The sequence below is a fragment of the Bernardetia sp. MNP-M8 genome (assembly GCF_037126285.1).
Lineage (GTDB): Bacteria > Bacteroidota > Bacteroidia > Cytophagales > Bernardetiaceae > Bernardetia.
This window is the reverse complement of sequence record NZ_CP147012.1, coordinates 4,789,567-4,811,949: the sequence shown is the minus strand read 5'-3', so window position 1 is coordinate 4,811,949 and position 22,383 is coordinate 4,789,567. Positions and strand designations below refer to the sequence as shown.

19 protein-coding genes and 1 tRNA gene are annotated in these 22,383 nt (G+C 31.4%); 10 read left to right on the top strand and 10 right to left on the bottom strand.

Going from position 1 to position 22,383, the window contains the following annotated elements; genetic code table 11:
- Positions 1-63: 63 nt before the first annotated feature.
- On the bottom strand, positions 64-762 hold the full coding sequence (elbB, locus tag V9L04_RS19445) for an isoprenoid biosynthesis glyoxalase ElbB (protein WP_338791598.1): 699 nt from the start codon (positions 760-762) through the stop codon (positions 64-66).
- Positions 763-962: 200 nt separating this feature from the next.
- Between elbB and V9L04_RS19440 the strand changes: the two genes are divergently transcribed.
- The gene (locus V9L04_RS19440; protein ID WP_338791597.1) at positions 963-1,607 is read left to right on the top strand and encodes a HupE/UreJ family protein; all 645 of its coding nucleotides are present in this window, start codon (positions 963-965) and stop codon (positions 1,605-1,607) included.
- Between the two features lie 395 nt (positions 1,608-2,002).
- On the opposite strand, the gene V9L04_RS19435 is transcribed toward V9L04_RS19440, so the two are convergent.
- The 4 genes from V9L04_RS19435 to V9L04_RS19420 form a co-directional block, all read right to left on the bottom strand.
- Positions 2,003-3,007, bottom strand: coding sequence for an ADP-ribosylglycohydrolase family protein (locus V9L04_RS19435; RefSeq protein ID WP_338791596.1), 1,005 nt, complete (start codon positions 3,005-3,007; stop codon positions 2,003-2,005).
- Positions 3,008-3,031: 24 nt separating this feature from the next.
- On the bottom strand, positions 3,032-4,843 hold the full coding sequence (locus tag V9L04_RS19430) for a FecR domain-containing protein (RefSeq protein ID WP_338791595.1): 1,812 nt from the start codon (positions 4,841-4,843) through the stop codon (positions 3,032-3,034).
- Between the two features lie 66 nt (positions 4,844-4,909).
- On the bottom strand, positions 4,910-6,082 hold the full coding sequence (locus V9L04_RS19425) for a FecR family protein (RefSeq protein WP_338791594.1): 1,173 nt from the start codon (positions 6,080-6,082) through the stop codon (positions 4,910-4,912).
- A 124-nt stretch (positions 6,083-6,206) separates the two neighbouring features.
- A complete protein-coding gene (locus tag V9L04_RS19420; RefSeq protein WP_338791593.1) occupies positions 6,207-7,070 on the bottom strand; it encodes a glycerophosphodiester phosphodiesterase family protein in 864 nt (287 codons plus the stop codon).
- Positions 7,071-7,307: 237 nt separating this feature from the next.
- Between V9L04_RS19420 and V9L04_RS19415 the strand changes: the two genes are divergently transcribed.
- The gene (locus V9L04_RS19415) at positions 7,308-8,264 is read left to right on the top strand and encodes a zinc ABC transporter substrate-binding protein (RefSeq protein WP_338791592.1); all 957 of its coding nucleotides are present in this window, start codon (positions 7,308-7,310) and stop codon (positions 8,262-8,264) included.
- A gap of 121 nt (positions 8,265-8,385) precedes the next feature.
- Here the strand turns inward: V9L04_RS19415 and V9L04_RS19410 are convergent, their stop codons facing one another.
- Together V9L04_RS19410 and V9L04_RS19405 are read right to left on the bottom strand one after the other, a co-directional pair.
- Positions 8,386-8,985: a hypothetical protein gene (locus V9L04_RS19410; RefSeq protein WP_338791591.1), complete on the bottom strand. Its 600-nt coding sequence runs from the start codon at positions 8,983-8,985 to the stop codon at positions 8,386-8,388.
- 221 nt (positions 8,986-9,206) lie between these two features.
- Positions 9,207-10,229 carry an NAD(P)H-dependent glycerol-3-phosphate dehydrogenase gene (locus V9L04_RS19405; RefSeq protein WP_338791590.1) on the bottom strand — a complete coding sequence of 341 codons (1,023 nt, stop codon included), beginning with the start codon at positions 10,227-10,229 and terminating at the stop codon, positions 9,207-9,209.
- 402 nt (positions 10,230-10,631) lie between these two features.
- On the opposite strand from V9L04_RS19405, the gene V9L04_RS19400 reads away from it, so the two are divergent.
- Positions 10,632-11,708: an isopentenyl-diphosphate delta-isomerase gene (locus tag V9L04_RS19400; protein WP_338791589.1), complete on the top strand. Its 1,077-nt coding sequence runs from the start codon at positions 10,632-10,634 to the stop codon at positions 11,706-11,708.
- Positions 11,709-11,827: 119 nt separating this feature from the next.
- Here V9L04_RS19400 and V9L04_RS19395 read toward each other — a convergent pair whose 3' ends face one another.
- Positions 11,828-12,466, bottom strand: a complete 639-nt coding sequence (locus V9L04_RS19395) for a trimeric intracellular cation channel family protein (RefSeq protein ID WP_338791588.1) — start codon at positions 12,464-12,466, stop codon at positions 11,828-11,830.
- 297 nt (positions 12,467-12,763) lie between these two features.
- Here V9L04_RS19395 and V9L04_RS19390 point away from each other — a divergent pair, with 297 nt between their 5' ends.
- The gene (locus V9L04_RS19390) at positions 12,764-13,279 is read left to right on the top strand and encodes a hypothetical protein (protein ID WP_338791587.1); all 516 of its coding nucleotides are present in this window, start codon (positions 12,764-12,766) and stop codon (positions 13,277-13,279) included.
- A 109-nt stretch (positions 13,280-13,388) separates the two neighbouring features.
- Positions 13,389-13,877, top strand: a complete 489-nt coding sequence (gene rfaE2, locus V9L04_RS19385) for a D-glycero-beta-D-manno-heptose 1-phosphate adenylyltransferase (protein WP_338791586.1) — start codon at positions 13,389-13,391, stop codon at positions 13,875-13,877.
- Between the two features lie 49 nt (positions 13,878-13,926).
- On the opposite strand, the gene V9L04_RS19380 is transcribed toward rfaE2, so the two are convergent.
- Together V9L04_RS19380 and tsaB are read right to left on the bottom strand one after the other, a co-directional pair.
- Positions 13,927-16,407, bottom strand: a complete 2,481-nt coding sequence (locus V9L04_RS19380; RefSeq protein ID WP_338791585.1) for a BamA/TamA family outer membrane protein — start codon at positions 16,405-16,407, stop codon at positions 13,927-13,929.
- Positions 16,408-16,479: 72 nt separating this feature from the next.
- Positions 16,480-17,229 (bottom strand): tRNA (adenosine(37)-N6)-threonylcarbamoyltransferase complex dimerization subunit type 1 TsaB, encoded by a 750-nt coding sequence (tsaB, locus tag V9L04_RS19375; protein WP_338791584.1) that lies wholly within the window; start codon positions 17,227-17,229, stop codon positions 16,480-16,482.
- A 267-nt stretch (positions 17,230-17,496) separates the two neighbouring features.
- Here tsaB and V9L04_RS19370 point away from each other — a divergent pair, with 267 nt between their 5' ends.
- The 5 genes from V9L04_RS19370 to V9L04_RS19350 all read left to right on the top strand — a co-directional run bounded on the left by V9L04_RS19370 (position 17,497) and on the right by V9L04_RS19350 (position 22,269).
- The gene (locus V9L04_RS19370; protein ID WP_338791583.1) at positions 17,497-18,465 is read left to right on the top strand and encodes an MlaD family protein; all 969 of its coding nucleotides are present in this window, start codon (positions 17,497-17,499) and stop codon (positions 18,463-18,465) included.
- Positions 18,466-18,575: 110 nt separating this feature from the next.
- Positions 18,576-19,187: a hypothetical protein gene (locus tag V9L04_RS19365; RefSeq protein WP_338791581.1), complete on the top strand. Its 612-nt coding sequence runs from the start codon at positions 18,576-18,578 to the stop codon at positions 19,185-19,187.
- Between the two features lie 108 nt (positions 19,188-19,295).
- Entirely contained in the window at positions 19,296-20,189 is an 894-nt protein-coding gene (locus V9L04_RS19360; RefSeq protein WP_338791579.1) for a hypothetical protein, read from the top strand.
- 216 nt (positions 20,190-20,405) lie between these two features.
- Positions 20,406-20,487, top strand: a tRNA-Leu gene (locus V9L04_RS19355).
- Between the two features lie 357 nt (positions 20,488-20,844).
- Positions 20,845-22,269 (top strand): trigger factor, encoded by a 1,425-nt coding sequence (locus V9L04_RS19350; RefSeq protein ID WP_338791578.1) that lies wholly within the window; start codon positions 20,845-20,847, stop codon positions 22,267-22,269.
- Positions 22,270-22,383: the final 114 nt, after the last annotated feature.

Below are 22,383 nucleotides of genomic sequence, written 5' to 3'. Positions count from 1 at the left end.
TTAAGGTAAATGATTTTTATCATTAATTAATGTCAAACTCATTTTACATTTTTTGTTTTAAATTTAACTTTCTCTCTGTAAAGCAACCATTTCAACTAATTTGGCAATTGTTTTTTGTATGCCTTCATTTACCTGACTTATACTTGCTTCCATCATATAACAAGGTGAGGAAACAATATTATTTACATCATCTGAAACTACTTCTGTTACTGTACACATGACAGGATTTGCCCCTGTTTTTTTCATTTCTTCATTAATGTCTGCAATTTGATAAGGCGATTTTTTATTTGTTGTTCCGACAGTCAAAGTTGCTTCTATTCCACTTCCTTCTAATGCTTTGGCAACTGTAGTAGGTGACATACAAACGGCTGCAATAGGTTTATGTTGCTTTATCATCTCATTTACTAATCGCTTTACATCACTATTTATCTCTCCGTTTGCGCCCTCAAATGCCCATTTTGTAAAGTTTTTAGCTACTCCAAATCCTCCTGGCATTACAAGTCCGTCCATATCTTCTGCGCTTATCTCTGCCAAATCTTTTATCTTTCCTCTTGCAATGCGTGCAGATTCGGTAAGAACATTTCTTTTCTCATTCATCTCATCGCCCGTCAGATGATTGATAACATGATGTTGTTCTATGTTTGGAGCGATACAGAAATAAGATATACCTGCTTGGTCTAAAGCTAATAAAATCAAAACTGATTCTTGAATTTCTGCGCCATCATAAACACCTGCGCCTGATAATAAAACACCTATTTTCATAATTATTATTGTTTTAGTCTGTGAGAAATCTTCTTAAAATAATATTTCAAAAATAGACAAATCAAGTTAGATTAGAAAATATAAATTGATTTGAACAGTTATCATTTTATAAATAAATTGAAAATCAAAACTTATGTCGAAAAAAGTAATAAGTTTGTAGTGAAAATTAATTTATAAAGCTATTTATTCATCAACTAACTATGAACGAATTTTTTACTTTTATGGGAATGGGAATTGAGCATATTCTTCAATTTCCTGAGGGTTACGACCACTTACTTTTTATTTTAGCATTAAGTGCCATTTATACTTTTTCAGAATGGAGAAAAGTTTTTTTATTGGTTACTGCTTTTACAGTTGGACATTCGGTTACTCTTCTTTTGACAGTTTCTGATATTTCACCGATTCCTAGTTCTGTGATTGAATGGCTGATTCCTCTGACAATTATTATGGTTTGTATCTTAAATTTTTTTACTAAAACAGAAGATAAACCAAAAAATACAGACTTAGGTATTTTAGATTTACCAAATAAAGAACAAAAAATTATGTCTTCTATAATGATTCGTCGTTATAGTATTGCTTTACTTTTTGGATTAATACATGGTTTGGGTTTTGCTAATTATTTGCGTCAGATGCTACCTAATTCTTTATTTTCTCCTCTTTTAGGATTTAATATTGGACTAGAAGTAGCTCAAATTTTTGTGGTTATGATAGGCTTAGTTGTTGGTTTTGTAATGATGAAATATCTTGATTTTACTAAAAACCGTTGGAAAGTTGTTCTCTCAGCTATTGTTTTAATTTTTGCTTTGCATCTTTTTGTGATGCAGACATTGGCACTTTTTGAGTAAAAATTTTAATGGAGGTATTTGTCGTTGGTGGGGACACCAACAACGGTTAGTTGAATTTCAAAAAAATCCTACAAAAAATGATTATTTTAAATCATTTTGAAATTTAGCTGCGTAGCTGCGAAATATGGGTAGAAACGAAAAAATATCAAGTTCAAAAAGCTGCGTAGCTGCGTAATATTGTTGTTTGATGTTTGAAAACTGTAAAATTTCAACATTTCGCAGCTACGCAACTCTAAATACGGAAATTCAATTTTAATCTACTACAAATATAACGCAGCTACGCAGCTAAAATACACTACATTTTTGAAAATCATAATTACAAAACTGTAGGAAAAAAACAAACTAATTCTGAACACCCTACCCTTAGTTTTTTTCTAAAAAAAAATATAGGCAAATCAGAAATTCAAATCATATAACCTTTCACACAAATCATTAATTTCTTCCTTCTTCACAATTACTTCTAGCCATTCGTTTGGAATTCCTTTTGTGTAATTTTCTGTGTTCATTCCATAAAAAAGTCCTGCAATTCCACCTGTTACACATCCTGTAGTGTCAGTGTCTTCTCCTAGATTTACAGATTTTAAAACACTTTCAGAATAAGAGCCATATTTTAAAAAACACCAGAAACTAGCTTCCAAAGTATGTAAAACATAGCCAGAAGATTTGATAGTTTCTTCTTCAAAAGTAGTTATGTCATTTTTCAGAATTCTATCAAAAAAGGCAATTTCAGTTTTGTTAAAATTAAATTCTGTTGCAAAATCATTTAGTAAAATTTGTAGTTTTTGATAGGCTACAAACTTATCTTGTTTTTCATTTTTTTGAATCTGTTCCAATAAAATCTTAGCAAATTCAGTATAGATAAAACACGAAAAAACAGAACGAAAATGCATGTGTGTAATGGATGAAATTTCTGAAACCAGTTCAAAACGCTTTTTTATAGAATCCTCAAATAAATAACCATTATAAAAAACGAGTGGTAAAATTCGCATCAAAGAACCATTTCCATTCGAATATTCGTCCATTCCTCCAGCTAGAAGTGGATTTTCTCCTTTTTTCAGTCTTTTTATAGCATCTGTTGTAGCGATTCCAATATCAAAAACTCTTCCGTGAGGAGTCCAAAAACTCTCATATTTCCATTTTACAAAATTATTTGCAATATCATTTACATCATAAATTGCCTTTTTATTTGAGTTTTTGGGAGTTGCTAAACTTTCAGCCAAACAAAATGCCATTGAACTATCATCAGACCATGTTCCTTTTGGTTGATGATGCGTTCCAAATTCTCGCATATCTGTTACTGGATTTCTAGCAATATCTTCTCTACTTCGAAATTCCACAGGAACACCTAGAGCATCGCCAATAGCAAAACCGAAAAAAGCATCTTTTATTTTTTGTTTCATACATACAATATAAATCAATTTTTATTAAAACGAAATTCCAATAAACCCACCACCCCAAATTTTAGTGTTTGTAGTCGTATTGTTTAATGAATTAGATGTAGTAGTGGTATCTTCTATAAAAGAATAAGGTGCAAAATTAGTCCCATACGTATTAGTTTCAGAATTATAAATTTGAGAAACGGTAACATTGAGAGTAGGAGAAATAAAAATTCCTATTTGTCGGCTAACTTGATAATGAAGTTTGAATTTTAATTGACCTAAAAGATTTAGTTCATTTGTCCAATTTTCTTCATTGATATGATATGCCATCAGCTCAAAACCTGCATGAGTTTTTTTGTTTTTAGTAATTGGAAAACGAGTTCCCAAGCCAACCCCTAATCCCCAACGCATTTTGTTACTCGTTTGAATGCCTGCTGAAACGATTTGATAGAATTTATTTACGCCAATATTATAAGAAAGAGCTGTATGAAATCCTTCACTTGCACTTACATCAAATGAACGGTAGCCATTTTTTACAAAATTAATGAGCCCAATTGGTACACCTGTTACACTATCTGCAATATTTATGATTCCAATTTGTGAACCTCTCACAGTATCTGCTCTATTGATAATTCCAATCTGAACACCTTTTACATTTTTTGCAATATTTATACCTCCCGTAATTTGCGCTCCTTCTACATTTCCCTTAACAATATTCATAGAACCTGTAGCTTGAACACCTTTTACATTGCCATTTACAATATTTGCAAATCCTGCACCCTGAAAACCAGTAAAATCTCCATTGACAACATTCATAAAACCTGCTCCCTGAAATCCTTTTGTAGTGTTTCCATTAATGTTCATAAAACCTGCTGCTTGAAAAGCCAAAACGCTATCCTTTGTAATATTGGCAAAACCTGCACTTTGAAACCCTGTGGCTTTTCCTCCGACAATATTCGCAAAACCTCCCACTTGAAAACCCTTTATATCTTTTTTGAGAATATTTGCAAAACCTCCTACCTCAAAACCTGTTACCGAACCATTATAGCCAGCTAAAAGATTGAGAGAAAAACGATTGTTTTTATAAGGACTTTTAGCTCCGTTTGTTCCCAAAGGATAAACTAAGGTAATTTGTAAAGCAGTAGAATCAAGAAAAGCACTTAGAAGAGAATCATTTTTTGCAAGTTCTGAGACTTTATTTTTTTTGCTAGAAAGAGAATCTATATTTTCTATTTGAGTGCTGTCTAGTAATTGATTTTCTAAACTTTCTTTGTCTGCTATATTTTTGAGAGAATCTGTTTTAATTTTTTCTAAACTATCAAGAATAGCATTTTTTTCAATTAATTCTACTCCATCTTTATCAACTTTGTCTTTGTTTGTCGAAACACTAGCTGTTTTGGATGTTTTATCTTTTTTATCAATTACTAAAGGGTCTTTTGGAAGTGATGCAATTTGAGGCTTCTTATCTTTTTCTAACTCTTCTTTTTTTATATCCGTTTCTGCTAAATTTGACTTTGCCTGAATTACAATTTGTCCATTAATCAAACGAAACTGAATTTGTGTATTCTCATCATTTAAAGGTTCAAAAATCTGTGTTAAAACTTCTTTGAGTGGAATATTTACAACATTGAGACTAATTTTTCTTTGAAGTGGAAGGCGAGAATTACTATACGAAAAACGAACATTATATTTTTTTGATAAATCAGAAAGAACATTTTCCAAGGTTTCATGTTGGGCAAATAATGTAACAGGTTGCTCTAAGATATTTTTTGAATTAGTTTGAGCAAAGATTGAGTTTTCAGAACCACTAAAATAAAGGCAAAGGAAGCTAAGTATGAAAAAGAAATAGTTTTTCATTGTTTTGATGATTGATAAGTGAGTATTTTAAATTTTAGACTCTTAACTTAAGGTCTAGTATATATTTTATCTACAACCAGAGCCCGAAAGTAAATAAGTAGTAGAATCTGATTTTTTGATTTGAAGATTTGCACCAAAAGACAATGTTTCCAAAACATCATTTAAAGGTGTTTGGTCAAAAGTTCCTGTAAAACGACATTCTTTCAAACTTGGATTTTCCAATTTCAAACGAATATTGTAATAATTTTCCACTTTATTTACCACTTCCTGCATTTGCATGTTTTCGAAAACCAAACGATGATTGAGCCAAGCTAAATAATTTACATCGTCATTTCTCTCAAAACGCACTAAAGTTGGTAAAGAATCTGGATGGTTTTTAGTTTTCTCATACAAAATTCCTTTTTCGCCTTTTGTAAGTAAAATAGAAGTTTGTTCTGAACTATCTGTATTGTCATTTTTAAAAACACTATTATTTTTAAAACTGACTTTTCCAGAAGCTACTGTAACCTCAATTTTTTCATTAGAAGGATTGATATTAAAAGATGTTCCCAAAACTTCAACTTCTGCTTTTCCTTCTATGTCAATCATAAAAGGATGTTTTTCATCTCTAGCAATATCAAAAAAGGCTTCTCCTTCTAGTTTTAGATTTCGTTTTTGAGTCGTTTTAAATGTTCCAAAATCATTACTATAAGAAACAGTTGCATTTTTATTGAGCCAAATTTTAGAACCATCAGGCAAAACCAAAGGTGTGTCTGAATGCTGATGAACAATAATTTGATTTGAACTTGCTAGAGAATTAGAATTATTTTGAATAGAATTAATCCACCAACCTAATCCCAAACCAAGAATCAAAACGGCTGCAATTTTCGAAACCTCTTTCCAAATAGAAATAGATTTTGTTGTAGTTTGAGAAGCAGGCGCAGGTTTGACCCATTTTGTTTTTTGTGCTTCAATTGTTTTATTGGCTTCATATTCTTTTATTTGATTACTCAGCTTTTGCCAACCTTTTTCTACATTAGGAGAAAAATCTTTACTTATTTTTTGTCCAAAACGATTACTTTCTTCCCATAACCGAGAATAATTCTGAAATTCTTTTTCAAAAAAAGGAATTTCTTTACGCCATTTTTCTACTTGTATTTTTTGTATTTCGCTTAGTTCGCTAGGTTCTTTCGAAATGTACCTTGCAATATATTCTATTTGCTGGTCGGTAAGTTTTATTTCATGATTGCTCTTGCTCATATTTTTGATTGAAAAGAAGTTTATTTTTTATACCATTACGTAGTGTCTAAACGTATGACGCATAAAAAATAGTTTACCCCTATTTATTTTGAAAAAAAAGATTTTAATTCCTAAACTAATTAAATTAGGCAGTTACTAATGTTGGTATTCGATTTGGAAAATCTGTAATAATACTATCTACACCCCAGTTTTTGAGTTTTTGCATAGTTTCAGTGTCATTTACTGTCCACGTAAAAACTTTTAGTCCTCTTTGATGTAACTCCTCTATTTTTTTCTTTGTCAGTAATCGGTAATAAGGAACATACACGGATGGCATAAAATCTAATTTGTTTAAATTCTCTTCAATCGAAAGTTTATTTTCTACTAAAAAACCGATTTCAAATTTTGTTTCTGTATTTTGAGTTTGTTTATGAAGTTCATTCAAAATATTTACATCAAACGACTCTACCAATAATCTATCTTTTATTTTATCATAAAATGGATAATTCGTAATTTCTTCAATAAATAAAGTAACCATTTCAGAGGGTAAAGGCTGCATAAAACCATACCACGCAAAATCAGATTTTATTTCCAAAGTGTAGAAAGGCTTTTTTATTCTTTTTTCTAAAACGTATTTTTCAATTTCTTCAAAAAAAGATTTTAAGAGAGGTTTTATGGCTGGTAGAGGTTGCTGTTCTGGATAACGAGAATGTCCCCGATTTCCACAATCGTATTTTTTTATAGTTTCGTAATCCATTCTATAAATATTATGATGTAGAATTTCTTTTTTTAAAATAGCTGCTCCATTGGGTTTTGAGCAAAATTCATGAGAAAAATAAGGTTCATGAGATACCAAAAACTGATTTTCCCCTGTCAGTACAATATCAAATTCTAATCCTTGAACGCCATGTTCTAATGCTTTTTTGAAAGAAGGGATAGTATTTTCGGGTGCTAAACCTCTAGCTCCCCTATGTCCTTGAAAAGTAGTTTTTGATGATTCATTTTTCATAAATCTAGAATTAAAGTATAACAGACTTCCTAGTCTGTTTGAAAATAGTTATGTTTATGTATGGACTAATAAAGTCTGTAATACGAAGTAAAGAGAAATTTTGAAGTAAAAATAATAATTTAATAGTTTTGGATTCTATTCTTTTTACTTTTGTAAATCATCTCGCTGATAAATCAAGCAACTACAAAATTTAAAGGTAGTGATTTGATTTATCAAATAAATAATCTATTAAAATTTATGACTTCTTTTAAAACTATTTCTTCAAAATTATTTTCTCTGTTTTTTATTTTACTTACTTTTTCTTTGAGTAGTTGCATAGAAAAAAAATCAGAACAGACTTCTAATGAAGTTCAAAACAGCTCAAAAAAACTAGAAATTGTTTGTACAACAGGAATGATTGCCGATTTGGTAAAAAACATTGTAGGCGATTCTGCACATGTAGAAGCTCTGATGGGCGTGGGAGTTGATCCACATCTTTACAAAGCTACTCAAAATGACGTTAGCCGATTGACAGAAGCAGATATGATTTTTTATAATGGATTGCATTTAGAAGGAAAAATGGCAGAGATTTTAGAAAATTTTGCTTCTCAAAAGTCAGTTACAGCCTTGGGAGATGCAATTGATAAATCTGTTTTGAGAGAAGTAGGACAAAATACACACGACCCTCATATTTGGATGAGTGTAGCACTTTGGAAACAAACAATTCCTTCGGTTGTAAAAGCATTATCTGAAAAGCAACCTTCAAATGCAGCTTATTTTGAAAAGCAAGCTAAAATTTATGCTCAAAAATTAGAAGATTTAGATAAAAAAGTAAAAGCTCAAATTTTAGAAATTCCTCAAAATCAACGGGTCTTGATTACTTCCCATGATGCTTTTTATTATTTTGGAAAGGAATACGAAATGGAAGTACAGGCATTGCAAGGAATTTCGACAGCTTCAGAAGCAGGTATTTCAGATATGAATAATCTGGTTAATTTTATTGTAGAACGAAAAATAAAAGCCATTTTTGTAGAAAGTTCTATTTCTCCACAGGCTATTAATGCTGTTTTGGAAGGTGCAAAAAATAAAGGTGCTGAAGTCAAAATTGGTGGAACTCTTTTTTCTGATGCTATGGGAGCTACTGGAACAGCAGAAGAAAGTTATATCGGAATGATAGAGTTTAATGCTAATAAAATGGTAGAGGCTTTGAAGTAAAGAAAATTTGAGTAGTAGTGAATATGTAGCTATTTTTAGAAATCTGTGTTTTGTTTGTTTAATCTGCAAAACTCGTGTTCCATTGTATTTTAGTTAGTATTACTTGTTAACCCTACAAAATTTACTCTACAATACACCACACTTCTTCAAACTCATTTCCTAAGAAACATTTTATTTCTTCTCGTTGTGGGTTGAGTACCAATCCAAAATGCCAATCCTTTTCAAAAAAAGTAAGATGATTTTCTTTATCAATATGAGAAAAATAGACTTGTAAGTGTTTTGGATGTGTATGATACCAACCAATAAGTTGTTTTTTAGATTCTTTATCATCTATCTTTTCTTGTTCTTCTAAAAGGGAATGCCAAGTAGAATGATTAAAGTGTAAATGACGCATCGAACCCTCAGCCGTTTTGGCAGCAATTGCATGATTGACAATTCCTATAAGTTTAGGTTTTTCTTTATTAACTTGTTCACTTTCATATTCTATGACTTCTCCAAAGAGCAAACCTCCTTGTTCTACTTGGTTATCTTCTGTATCGTTTCCAAATCCAATATGATTTTTGATAACTTCAAATGCTTCTTTATGAAGATAAATAGAATCTAAAATAGGTTGATTCTTAAAAAGGTCTTTTAAATTTTCTTCAAAAAAAGATTCCCAAAAAGGCATAGTTTTAGCTTTTTTGGGAAAATAAGGAGGAGTTTCTTTTGTTATTTTAAACATATACTATTCAATTACGAATTAAAAATTACGGATTACGACTGGTTTATACTAGTACCTTGTAACAAAATTTTTAGACTATTTTTTACTGTGTATTTTGTGCGTTCGATTTAGCTTTGCTGAGGACACTGTTTTCAAAAACGAACGAAACGCTTCCTCAGAAGCGTTTCGTTCAACTCTGAGGAGTTGAACACACAAAATTGAAACAGTGAACTAATCTAAATCTACTGTAAAGAATCTTTTAAAATCCTAAACTCAATTGCAGGCGAAATTTTTTCATAAAGTGTATTGTAAACAGCTTTAATAATTGGCATATCTACTTTATGTTTTTTGGTAACATCATATAGACCTTTTACAGCATAATATCCTTCGGCTACCATTCCCATTTCAATTTGAGCAGATTTTACAGTATAACCACGTCCTATCATATTTCCAAAGGTACGGTTTCTACTAAATTGAGAGTAAGAAGTTACCAGTAAATCGCCTAAGTATGCAGAAGCATTAACATCTCTTTCTTTCAAAGGATAGGCTTTATCCAAAAAACGTTTTGCTTCTTGTACAGCATTTGAAACCAAAACAGCTTGAAAATTATCTCCATAATTCAGACCACGAGCCATTCCACATGCCACAGCCACAACATTTTTTATGACTGCACAATACTGTATTCCATTCAAATCTGGATTTGTACGACATTTTATATAATGTCCTCTCAGAAGTTTTGCGAATTTATCCCCTTCGTCTTCATCTCCTCCAATAGTGAGGTAGGCTTGTCTTTCTTGTGCTACTTCTTCAGCGTGACAAGGACCTGCAATAGTAAGTAGTTTGTCAGCGGGAACATTAAATACTTTTTGTACATATTCTGTTACCAATACATTTTCATCCAAAATCATTCCTTTGATAGCCGAGACAATGACTTTATCTTTAAAAATAGTGGGGTCTAGTTTTTCAAAAACATCGGTAATAAAAGCAGAAGGAACAGCCAAAACAATGTATTTTGAATCTGCAATCACAGCTTTTACATCATTCAGAGGAGTAATTTTATCTATATTAAGTAAAGCCGAACTCAAATAACGTGGGTTTCTGTGATTTTTACGGATAAAATCAATATCGTCTTTCGAACGCATCCACCAATTTATACGAACATTATTTTCGGAGAGCATTTTTACTATTGCAGTCGCCCAACTGCCTCCACCTAATACGCCAATACGAACAGGCGCACCACTATCTGAAAAACCAAAAGCTGCCAAAGTAATTTATTTTAGTAGAAAAAATAGAATAAAATAAGAATGAAATAAGAAAGTCAATTTCTTATTCCAAATGGTAAAGTACGTGGTTTTTTGCTATTCTACAAAATGAATTAAAATGATTTTTTGATAAAATGATGAAAATGCAAAATTCTTCTCTTTTCATTTCTAACAATTTTGAGAACATAAGGTTTGTCAGAAACTAAGATTTAGTATTTTTGTCATTAAATTAAACCTTATCACGGTTTGTATTAAAGTAGTTCAGACTTCCAGTCTGAACATCAAAAACAGTATTTTATCAAATTCAACAGTCTGAAAGACTGTTATTCAAAAATAACCGTGATAACCTTTATTAATTATATCGTTTATTTATTTATGAGCGATTCCAAAACCAAATAAATTCACTTGGAAAACTTATCTAACGCCTCAAGAAATTATACTGATTCTGATGCTACTGCAGCTTCTCGTAAACAAGACCATATCGAACTTGCATTTGATGCCCAAGTTTTCGAAAATCAATTAGATAATCGTTTTTATTATGAGCCTATTTTGGCAGCACATCCAAAAATAGAAACAGAAAGTTTTGAGTTTTTAGGAAAGCAAATGAATGCGCCTTTGTGGGTTTCTAGTATGACAGGAGGAACAGAATGGGCAAAAATAATTAATCAGAACTTGGCGAAAGTATGTGGAGAATATAAACTTGGAATGGGTTTGGGGTCATGTAGAGCCTTGCTTACTGATGATGAATGTTTGCCTGATTTTGATGTGAGAAAGTTTATTGGTGACCAACCTTTGTATGCAAATCTGGGAGTTGCTCAGCTAGAAAAACTCATTGAAACAAAACAAACTCCAAAAATAGATGAGCTTTTAAAAAAACTACAAGCTGATGGACTAATTATTCATATAAATCCTTTACAAGAATGGCTACAACCAGAAGGTGATAGATTTGAAAAATCTCCTTTAGAAACAATTAAAAAATTGTTACAGACTGCAAATTATCCAATTATTGTAAAAGAAGTAGGACAAGGATTTGGAAAAGAGAGCTTAGAAGAATTATTAAACTTACCTCTTGCAGCCGTAGATTTTGCAGCTAGTGGAGGAACAAATTTTGCTCTCTTAGAACTCAAACGAAGTAGTCAGCTTTCACAAAGTCTTTTTGAACCTCTTGCTCATATCGGACACAGCGCAGAAGAAATGGTTGGTTTTTGTAATGAAATTAAGTCTGATTATGATAATAATCTGAAAGGCAAAGTAAAATATACTAGTAAATCCATAAAATGTAATCAAATTATTATTTCTGGAGGAGTAAAAACATTTTTGGATGGATATTATCTGACAGAGAAAATAAATTTTGATGCAATTTATGGACAAGCATCAGGATTTTTGAAGCACGCTAGAGGAAGTTATGAAGAATTGCAAGCCTATACAGAAGGACAGTTAAACGGGTTAAAAGTAGCAAAACAATTTTTGAGAATTAGATAAACTAGTTAGATAAATTATGTGTTTGTTGGTGTTTTAGCGTAGCGACACCAACAAACATATCCACAAAATCCATTCTTAAACAACTTCTATGGAAAAATGAAACTTAGAAAATAATTTTTCTATTCTTTTTTAGTATCTAATGGCTGTAACTGTGGCAAGTGAATATGAAATTTTACAACTATCAATCGGACAATAATCACTGTCAAAGCAGCTATTATTTCTGTTACTCCAGTTAGTAGGTTAAAATAGTCGCAAATGAAATACACTCCACCTCCAGCAATGCAAGAAAGCGCATAAATATCTTTACGAAATAACAAAGGGACTTCATTTAGCAGTATGTCTCTAATAATACCACCTACAGAACCAGTGATGCTTCCCATGACAATACACACCCAAATAGGAAGTCCTGCATCAATACTTTTGGTTATACCAACTATAGTAAACAAGCCAAGTCCAATCGTATCAAACATGAATAAAGCACTGCCCCATTTGAATAATTTATCTTTAAATAATAATGTAGCAATAAGAGCAATTCCTGTAGTTAGAAAATATTTTGCATCCAATATCCAAAAGGGAGTTATATCAAGCAGCAGATCTCTCAATGTTCCTCCCCCAATTGCAGTTACCAGTCCAATAATGTATGCTCCAAACCAGTCCATTTGTTTTCCTGATGCCAATCTAATACCACTAATTGCAAAGGCAAATGTGCCAAAAAGATCTAATAGTATAGTGAAATCAGTTTGTGAAATATTTTCCATTTATTGCTTTTACTCTGTTTTACAGCTATGTTTAGGATATGAGACCTACCACAGCTTTGTTATTTAAAATAGTAAGATATACTGTTTCAGTATTTATTAATGAGAGCAAAATTATCTCAAATATAACTTCTCTCCAAAAAGTAAAACATGTTTTTAGACACAATTAGAAAATAATATTATCTAACCTGACAAGTTGTAAACTTGCCTATTTAAGAAGAAATTTTAAATTAAATCCAACAATTTATCTATCAAAATAGTATAGTATTAAAATACCTTTATTAACACTTATTATTTTTTATGATGACACATTTTTTCAAAAAATCACTTTTGTTATTTTTATTTTCTTTCTTCGTAATTTTTAGCTCTTGTAGCCCCACAAAAGATGCCTCCTTTGCTGAAAATGAAAAAGATACATTAAGCAGAGTTGTTGTTACACCTGAGGAAACTGAAATCGTTGATGGTATAGATAATCCTATTATTGATACGTTAAACGGTTTTTATGAAGGCGAATATGTTGCTGTTAATCAAGGAACAGATAGTTGGTATTTAGCTCAAATTGTAGCTTTTGATGGTGGAAAGACCAATTTAAGATATATGGATAATGACACAGATTCAAGGGATTTTGTCGAACTTATGAAATTAGATACTGTAGATATTCAGAAAAATGATAGAGTTTGGGCTTTATTTGGTGATGGAATTCGTTTTCGACAAGGAATGATAAAAGGAATTGAAGAGGATTCTGTTTTAATAAAGTTTGAAGGCTATAATGATGGAAAAGTTCATTTTTTGAGAGTTTTTAAAGATAAAGAGTAATAAAATCTATTTTTTTCTAGTAGGCAAGCAACTATTTTACAGTTTCTTGTCTATTTTTTTTTAGATTTAGATAAATTTTGAAACTATATATAAAATAACCTTAGTGAAAATGAAACCAACTTCTAGTAAAATTTATAATTCTATCGAAAATCTTCAAAAAAAGGTTGAGATATGGAAATTTAATAATCAAAATGTAGTCTTTACAAACGGTTGTTTTGATATTTTACACTTAGGTCATATTGACTATTTAGAAAAATCAGCTGCATTAGGTAAAAAGCTGGTTATTGGAGTAAATACAGATGCTTCAGTCAAAACTTTAAATAAAGGAAAAGAACGTCCTATTAATGATGAATATGCAAGAATGCGACTTTTGGCTGCCCTCAGTTTTGTTGATGCTGTTATTTTATTTGGAGAACCAACACCTTTAGAAATTATTACAGCTCTTAAGCCTAATATTTTGGTAAAAGGCAATGATTATACAATAGAAAATATTGTTGGGGCTGATGTAGTTTTGAAAAATGGAGGAGAGGTCAAAACAATAGAACTTGTAGAAGGATATTCTACAACAAAAATTATTGATAAAATTTTGAAAGGATAATACTCTAACGTGAACTTGGGATTATAAATAGTCTTTAGTGTGATTTTTTTTAAAAAGGATAACCAATAGCAATATTTACAGCAGAGTTTTGAAAAGGACTTTGAAAGAGTTTATTGCCTACCCAACGCTCAGAAAGTGGTAGTGTAGGGTCGTACAATCGAATTCCGACATCAGCACGAACAATCAAAAAAGAAAAATCTAGTCGTAATCCTAATCCCGTATTAAGTGCTATTTCTTTCCAAAAACGGTCAAAAGCAAATTCAGAATTTGGTCTTGCATTATCATTCGAAATCATCCAAACATTTCCTGCATCAAAGAAAACAGCCGTTTCAACATATTTCATCAAATCTCGTCGCCATTCAAAGGAAAGTTCTAACAAAAGTTCTCCTGGTTGTTCGAAGCGAGTATCATAATCTCCATTTGCAAGACGTGGAGAATATGAACCAGGTCCTAATCTTCTAGGTCTCCATGCTCTCAAACTATTTCCCCCACCTACAAAAAAGTAGCGTTCATAAGGCAATATACTTTCTCTACCAAATGGTTTGGCAATTCCCAAACGAGCACGATATGCCAAAACACTTTTTTTACCTATAGGCTTATAGTATCTCAAATCTGTATCTGTTCTAAAAAAACGATAAAATGTAAGTGTATCACTTAATACTTGAGTTGAATCTAATCTATTTCTATTAGTCAAACTCAGAAAAGTTCCTCCATATTCAGCAAACTGTCTAAAATAACGAGCTACTTTTCTATCAAATAAATTATCATTATAGGTATAACTTCCACCAACAGTAGTAGTAAGCGAACGGCTAAAATTAAATATCAAATTATTTCCATTAGCAGCCAATTCTTCTAAATTTTCTAAAAAAACCTCGTTTATTCGTGTGGTATTGGTAAGCAGAACATCAATAGCATCAATTTGATAAGTTTTATAAGGTATTTTATTCCAATTATAACGCATCGCAAATTCAGCATTTGTACGTGTATATTCGGGTCTGTCTGTGTTGGCAAAACCTATTTGAAACTGTGTCCTTGCATTGTACTTTCCAAAACGCTGTTGTATTTTCTTGGAGAAAGGAAATACAAATTGAGGAAGAGTAAGATTGGTGCTAAAATTAAACTGTTGGGTTCGAAGTGTCTGATTTAAATTTATATCTAATCCTTGAATAGCTGCTTGATATTCGATAGCACCACGTCCATTAAACTCTAACAACTCACCTCCTCCAAACGTATTTCTGTTGAGCAATGAAACACTAAAAAAAGGACCTGGTATAATCTGACTCACATTTAGCCCTACTCCTCCTTCCAAAGAAAGATTATATTTGGTATGCGAATTAGCAAAAATGGTAGTAACAAACTTTCCTCCTGTTGTGTCATGACGCATATTTACAAAACGAAACATGTTTAGTTGAGTAAGTGAACGTTGTGTTTGTGCTTCATGCTCTTGGCTATAATATTCATTCGGACGAAGCTGAATCTTATTATTCAAAACCCTTTTTGAATAGCTTTGCTTGTATTCTGCATATTTTATGCTATCATATCTTGACCGATTGGGCGTACTCTGAACTGCTCCAAATACATTTCCATCAATAATCATTTTTACAGAATCTACTATAAAACGTATATGTTTTCTGTTTTTATCTTTGAGAGTAGGTAATGGATTTTCGATAGCAATCGTAATATCAGATTGAAAGGGAGCATCTTGTATGAGTGAATCTACATCAAAAAAAACGAACTGTTTTGTAAAATCAAAGTATCCATTATTTCTCAAATGAGTTGTTATGCGTTCTCTTTCTGCTGCTAATTTAGATTCATTGTATCTCGTGTTTTGATTAAAGAGTCGATTACTGCTATCTGAAAAAATGAGTTGTTGAATAGTAGAATCTTGAATTTGATAGTCTATATTTCGAATTCGCTGTGCTTTTCCTTCATGTACTTGGTAAGTAACAACTACTTTTTGAGAATCATTTCTATGATAAGAAATTTGGGGAGTTACAGTATTAGAAAAATAACCTTTCTGACGCAATGCTAAGTTCATTTGGTCGGCTGTCTGTTGCATTAAAGTTGTGTCAAAAACAGTAGGTTTTTCCCCTAACGAACGCATAAACCAGTTTCCATTTTCTATTTTATCATTGGCTTTGAGTAATTTTTTATCATATTTATTCCTAATTCTATTTCTTTTATTGATTTCTTTTTGAGTAGTCGCATTTTCATATTCTGCTAATTTTTTATCATATTTTAATTCTAATTCTTGCTTATCTTTTATAAAGTTTAAAGAGTCTTGAGTTGTATAATTACTTTTCCCCAAATAATAAAAATATAAATAAGGAGTAATTGGTAAAGATAAAATTCGTCTGTTAGGCTGCTGACGATAATAAACAGCTAGTTCATCTGAATCTACTTTATCAGTTCCTTCTATTTTCTGATTATATAATAGCTTTTCATTGGGCGCAAGATTTTTTGTGGGAACACAAGAAACCAAACCTATAAAAAATGAGAAAATAAGAAAGAGAAGAAGATTTTTTTTCACTTTTGCAGAATAGAAATTAGAGTTTAGAGAACGGAGAATATTTTTCAGAAAAATACAGAAATTGACTGGTTACTAATAATTGGTAACTGGTAACTGTTTGGCTGTTGTATAAAATTCTTTGCCATAATTAGGTTCGAAATAAGCCAAATCTTCAAAATCTTGTTGATTAAATTTCTTAATTGCTAATTTCCCTATTTCTTTAGCAGAAGGCAATTTATTGGAAATAAAAATGGCATTTGGATTATTTATGACTGCTTTACACTTGTGTAATTTCTCTTCATTATCTCCAAAAAATAAGATTTTGTTTTCAGAAAGTTGTTTACCAAAACTATCCTCATCAATAACTAAAGCTGTATCATTTAAGATATAATTTAATTCTGTATCAAAAATAGCAGTAAAAACTTCCATACGACGAGCATCCATTAAAGGACAAAGTAGATACTTTGTTTTTATTTTTTGTTCTTTTTCAACTTTTTCTAAAGCCTGATTCTCCAAATCATTTGCCAAATCAATCATAGATAAAGACCACGCCTGTAATGAAGGAATTCCGATAAGGGGAATATTTAGACCTGTACAAAGCCCTTTTGCTGTCGAAACACCAATTCGTAAGCCTGTATAAGAGCCTGCACCCGAACCTACTGCAATGGCTTTTAACTCTGAAAATTTTGTTTGAGTAGTATTCAAAACAGCTTCTACTAAAAGAGTAAGGCGTTCGGCATGTTTTCTTTGCTCGTGGAGTTCGTGTAAGGCAAGTAAATTTCCTTCCAAGTCATGCAATGCAACTGAACAAATATGGATAGAAGTTTCGATACTTAAAATCATAGATTCAAAATCAAAAATAGATAATTTAATAGAAAAGAATTTATAAAGAACAAAGGTAGAAAAAAGCGATAAGAAAATTATGAACTAAATTTGCTTAAATAATTTTCATTCTGTTATTTAACTTCTAAATTTGTACTCAGAATAACATTAGTTTTAATCTACATCAAACAAAATTAACAAAGAAGCGTTTTGTAGAAAGATAAAACAAGGCTTAAAGGTTTGTAAAATCTATTTTTTTAATTGTACATAAAATTTTTACTTTTTTTTGTGAAAAATATATCCAAAGAATTTAAAGTTGGTTTGCTCGTAGTAGTAGCTGGCGCATTGTTGTATTTAGGTTTTAATTTTTTGAAAGGGCGTGATTTTTTTAGTAGCGATAATACTTTCTATACTTTTTATGATGATATTGATGGGCTGACTATTTCTAATCAGATTATTGTAAATGGCTATGCTGTTGGACGTGTTGATGGAATCGAACTACTTCCCAATCAAGGAAATAAATTAATGGTTACACTAAAAATCAAAAAAGATATTGGAGTTACAGAGGGTTCTATTCCTACACTTGCTGATGGAGGTCTTTTGGGTGGAAAGCAAATTAATCTTATTTTAGGAAAAGGAAAAGTTTTAGAGTCTGGAGATACACTACAAAGTGATGTAGAATTAGGTTTGGCAGCTATGGTAGCAGAAAAAGCAGGTCCTTTGGCTCAAAATATAGATTCAACAGCTCTAGTTTTAAAAAATATGCTTGTAAAGTATGAAGCTATGAGTGGAAGTGTTGCAGAAATATTAGATAATACAAAAATGACAACAGCAAGTATTAATGGTATTTTGGAAGATAATCGTCAGCAACTTAGAAATATTACAGCCAATTTAGCAGCACTTACTTCTTCATTGAAAGATACAGAGGCGCAATTCAAACCAATTATTGCAAAACTAAATACATTTGCAGAATCTCTTAATGAATTAGAGATTGGTGAAATTAGCAAGAAAAGCAATGAACTTCTAGCAGAATTAAATAAAACAACACAAGCTATAAATAATGCTGATGGTTCTTTAGGAAAACTTATTCATAGCGATTCGCTTTATCAACAGCTCAATTATACTGTTTCAGATTTGGATAGATTACTCATTGATTTGAGAGAACACCCACAACGATATGTCCATTTGTCTGTCTTTGGAAGAAAAGAAAATAAAAATAATAAAAAAGATGAAGACAAAGACAAAGAAGGTAAATAAATCTTTGAATGATAAATTATTAATTAAATTACCGTTTTATTAAAAAATAAAGTCTCCAACTTTGCCGTTGTTGGTGTTTTAGCGACAGCGACACCAACAACTCACAACTAATGCTAAACGAAAGCGAACTTTCCATTTTACTGCAAAATCCATCTGTTAGAGAACCTTTAGATTCTCTCCGAAGTAATTTTTTTTCTGCTTATACAGAAATTCGCCCTTTAGATGAAAAAGATTTTTTTGCGCTTACTCTGCTCGCTCCTTCGATAGCGATTGCGCTGGCAAATGGAAGTATTAGTCTTTTTGAGGAACTTAGCTTGACTAAAAAAGCTCGTATGCTTTCTCGTCAGGAAGATGCTTTTCGTACCAATGACCCACTTTTGGCAGCCTTAAAGCAACTCACAAAAGATTTTTCAAGATGGGAAGATGGTTTTTATGATGCTATCAAAACAGCTATGTATTCTTCTCTTAGAAAAAATGAACTTCTTTGGCTACATTTACATGAAGAAAAATCAGTTAGTCAGAATTGGAAAAATGATGCTTTGAATGCACCTTATGTGTTGGTCAAATTTTTAGTTTTGCTTTTTTTGGAAGAAGAAAAAATTACTACAACACCTTTGCTTTCACAAGTTGAATATAAAAAACTATTGGAAATAGGCGCAAAATTAGAACTGACTAAGTTTCCCATATTTAAAAGTTTTTGTAGGGTTTTTGATGTGAGGTAGGTTTTTAAAATTATTCTAACGAAAACTTTATTTCTAAATTCAAATTCGTATTTTAGGGTTGATTCTGACAAACAGGTTTTATAAAAGAATTTCAAACTCTATTTACTGATGAAAAAAATCTACGCTTTTTTATTTACTCTTTTTATATTTATTTCTCTACAAACTCCTTGTTTTGCTCAATTCGGACAAATTGAATCAGGTGCAAGAACCTACGGAATGGGCAGAACTTCCCTAACTGTTGCAGATTCTTGGGCAGTTTTTAATAATGTAGCTGCACTTTCAAATGTAAAAGGAACAGAGACATTTCTAGGTTATTCCAATCGTTTTACCCTTTCTGGACTCAATACTTTACAGGCAGGAGCTACCTTTGATGCTTTTTTTGATGGTAAAATGGGAATTGGAGTTACTCGTTTTGGAGATGATTTGTACAACGAACACCGTTTGGCAGTTGGTTATTCTCACAAAATCAGCAATATGAGCATCGGAATTCAAGCCAATTATTTACAAACTTCTATTCAAGGATACGGAACTCGTCGAAACTTTGCTTTAGAAATGGGAGGAGTAGCACAGCTTTCTGAAACGCTTACTTTAGGAATGCACATTTTTAATATTAATCAAGCAAAAGTTTCTGATTTTGAAGACGAACGAATCCCTACTATTATGCGAATTGGAATTTCTTATAAACCTGTCCAGCGTGTAACTGTAAATTTTGAAACTGAAAAAGATACGGAATATCCAGCTTCATTTAAGGCAGGTTTAGAGTATCAAGTAGTTAATTTTAATGAAAATGAAATTTTTATCAGAACAGGAATCACAACAGCCGAGTTTTTAGCGCATTTTGGAGTAGGGTATTATAAAGGAAGTTTTGGTGTAGATTATGCTTTTACAACCCTTCCTCAAGTTGGTTACTCACATCATGTAGGTTTGGTTTATCGTTTTGGAAAAGCTAGGCAAGGAAATGAAGAACAAAAAGAAGAGAATAATGTAAATGTTCCTCATTAAGGAAGAGTCAAAATTCATGTTTTTAGAGCTTGAAAGCATAACTAGAATAAATAATTAAAAAAAAGTCAAATTTATTTTTTTTAATTTTGTCTCGTAAGATATTGATAATCAATAGTTAATAAATTAGCTCAAAAAAAAGTTAGAAAAGTTAGTAAAATAAGTAGGGAATAGTTTGCATATATCAATTTCCTGTAGTACTTTTGTATCACGATTCAAGCGGATGTGGCGAAATTGGTAGACGCACTAGACTTAGGATCTAGCGCCGTAAGGTGTGTGGGTTCGAGTCCCTCCATCCGCACTACTTTTTTATACTATTGTAGCAATACAAAAAATATAAAAAAACTGGGTTTAATAAAAGCAAAATTTCTCTTATTTCTTTTAAACTGCATCTAGTTTGATTGCCTAAATAAGAGAAATTTTTGTTTATAAAAAATTTTGCTAAAAGGGAATTCTGATTTATCCTTCTTCCTTTGAGTCAATGTTTTTCAGATTTTAAAAAATAATTCATTTCATCACGCAGAATCACTAGAGGTTGATTGTGAATTACGATTTGTTTTAGCTTTTATGTACTTACTTTAAACAAGTAAATAGTTCGTAATTTTTAATTCGTAATTCGTAATTGAACTAAAAGTAATTCCCAAATTTATAGACTATCGTGGAAATTAAGTTAGAAAAAAAGAACGAAACAAATGCTTTTATTCATGTTTCGGTAAAAGAAGAAGATTACAAGGCTAAATTTGATAAAAAAATAGAAGATTATCGTAAACAAGCTTCTATTAAAGGTTTTCGCCCAGGAAAAGCTCCTATGAGTTTAGTGAAAAAGATGATAGGAAAAGAAGTAAGAATGGACGAAGTGAATGATGTAGTAACTAAAGGAGTAAGTGATTATATTCAAGCAGAAAAATTAGATTTATTGGGCGCACCAATTCCACAAGCCGAAGATGTAGATTTTGCAAAATCAAAAGATTTTGAGTTTTCTTACGAAATTGGTTTAGTTCCTGATTTTGATTATGATATTTCTGAAAAAGTGGTAGCTGATAATTATAAAATTGATATTACTACAAAAGAAGTAGATACATACATTGATAATCTTCGTACTCGTTTTGGAACAGTAGAAAACCCAGAAGAATCTGATAAAGATGATTTTGTATACGGAGAAATTTTCCAAATGAGTAAAGATGAAGAAGGAAATGAAACAAAATCTTTTTCAGTAGAAACACTTATACCAACAAATAAATTAGCTGAATCTCAAGTAGATAAATTTATTGGTGTAAAAGGTGGTGATACATTTACTTTTGTAATGGAAGAAGCACTTCCAAATGAAAGAGAAAGAGGCTTTGCATTAGGATTAGAAAAAGAAGACGCAGCCAAACTTTCAGGAGAATTTACAATGGCAGTAGAAAGTATTACACGTCGTATTCCTGCTGTAATGGATGAAGAATTTTTCAAAAAAGTAGGTGCTTATAAACCAGTAGAACCAAAATTAGTAACAGAAGGAGAAGAAGCTCAACAAGAATTAGAAGAGCAAAACGAACCTGAAGTAATGAATGAAGAAGAATTTCGTAATGAAATTATGACTCGTTTGAAAGAAGATTATGCTAAAGAAGGTGAAGCACTTACAGATATTTATATTCGTAGAGATTTGATTGAAAACACTAAAATAGATCTTCCTGACGAGTTTTTGAAGCGTTGGTTGGCTTTTGCTAATGAAGGCAAATTCAGTAAAGAACAAATTGAAGAAGAGTATCCAGAATTCATAAAAGAAATGAAATGGTCGCTTATTCAGAATCGTATTTTGAAAGAAAAAGAAGTAGAGATTACTAGAGAAGATATTATGGCTGAAGCTCGCAAAGAAGTTCAGAACATGATGATGCGTATGGGTGGTGGAATGCAACTTCCAGAAGCTCAAATGGATAACATGGCTGAGAGTTTCTTAAAAGCTGAGGATGGTAAACATTATCAACAAATTGCTACTCAAGCTATGCGTAATCGTTCTATGCAAGCTATTCGTGAATCAGTTTCTCTGAAAGACAAAGTAGTGACTGAAGAAGAATTTGCTAAAATTGCTGAATCACTTTAAGAATTGATTTATGTTAATTGTGAAGATACAAATAATGACAATGTAAAAAAGTCCTCCAAACTATTTTTAGTTTGGAGGACTTTTTTTGTGATTTAGAAAGAAATCGGAATTTTG

Bases quoted from the DNA above. Each gene is read 5' to 3' on its own strand.
- elbB (WP_338791598.1), bottom strand. From the start codon at position 762: ATGAAAATAGGTGTTTTATTATCAGGCGCAGGTGTTTATGATGGCGCA.
- V9L04_RS19440 (WP_338791597.1), top strand. From the start codon at position 963: ATGAACGAATTTTTTACTTTTATGGGAATGGGAATTGAGCATATTCTT.
- V9L04_RS19435 (WP_338791596.1), bottom strand. From the start codon at position 3,007: ATGAAACAAAAAATAAAAGATGCTTTTTTCGGTTTTGCTATTGGCGAT.
- V9L04_RS19430 (WP_338791595.1), bottom strand. From the start codon at position 4,843: ATGAAAAACTATTTCTTTTTCATACTTAGCTTCCTTTGCCTTTATTTT.
- V9L04_RS19425 (WP_338791594.1), bottom strand. From the start codon at position 6,082: ATGAGCAAGAGCAATCATGAAATAAAACTTACCGACCAGCAAATAGAA.
- V9L04_RS19420 (WP_338791593.1), bottom strand. From the start codon at position 7,070: ATGAAAAATGAATCATCAAAAACTACTTTTCAAGGACATAGGGGAGCT.
- V9L04_RS19415 (WP_338791592.1), top strand. From the start codon at position 7,308: ATGACTTCTTTTAAAACTATTTCTTCAAAATTATTTTCTCTGTTTTTT.
- V9L04_RS19410 (WP_338791591.1), bottom strand. From the start codon at position 8,985: ATGTTTAAAATAACAAAAGAAACTCCTCCTTATTTTCCCAAAAAAGCT.
- V9L04_RS19395 (WP_338791588.1), bottom strand. From the start codon at position 12,466: ATGGAAAATATTTCACAAACTGATTTCACTATACTATTAGATCTTTTT.
- V9L04_RS19390 (WP_338791587.1), top strand. From the start codon at position 12,764: ATGATGACACATTTTTTCAAAAAATCACTTTTGTTATTTTTATTTTCT.
- rfaE2 (WP_338791586.1), top strand. From the start codon at position 13,389: ATGAAACCAACTTCTAGTAAAATTTATAATTCTATCGAAAATCTTCAA.
- tsaB (WP_338791584.1), bottom strand. From the start codon at position 17,229: ATGATTTTAAGTATCGAAACTTCTATCCATATTTGTTCAGTTGCATTG.
- V9L04_RS19365 (WP_338791581.1), top strand. From the start codon at position 18,576: ATGCTAAACGAAAGCGAACTTTCCATTTTACTGCAAAATCCATCTGTT.
- V9L04_RS19360 (WP_338791579.1), top strand. From the start codon at position 19,296: ATGAAAAAAATCTACGCTTTTTTATTTACTCTTTTTATATTTATTTCT.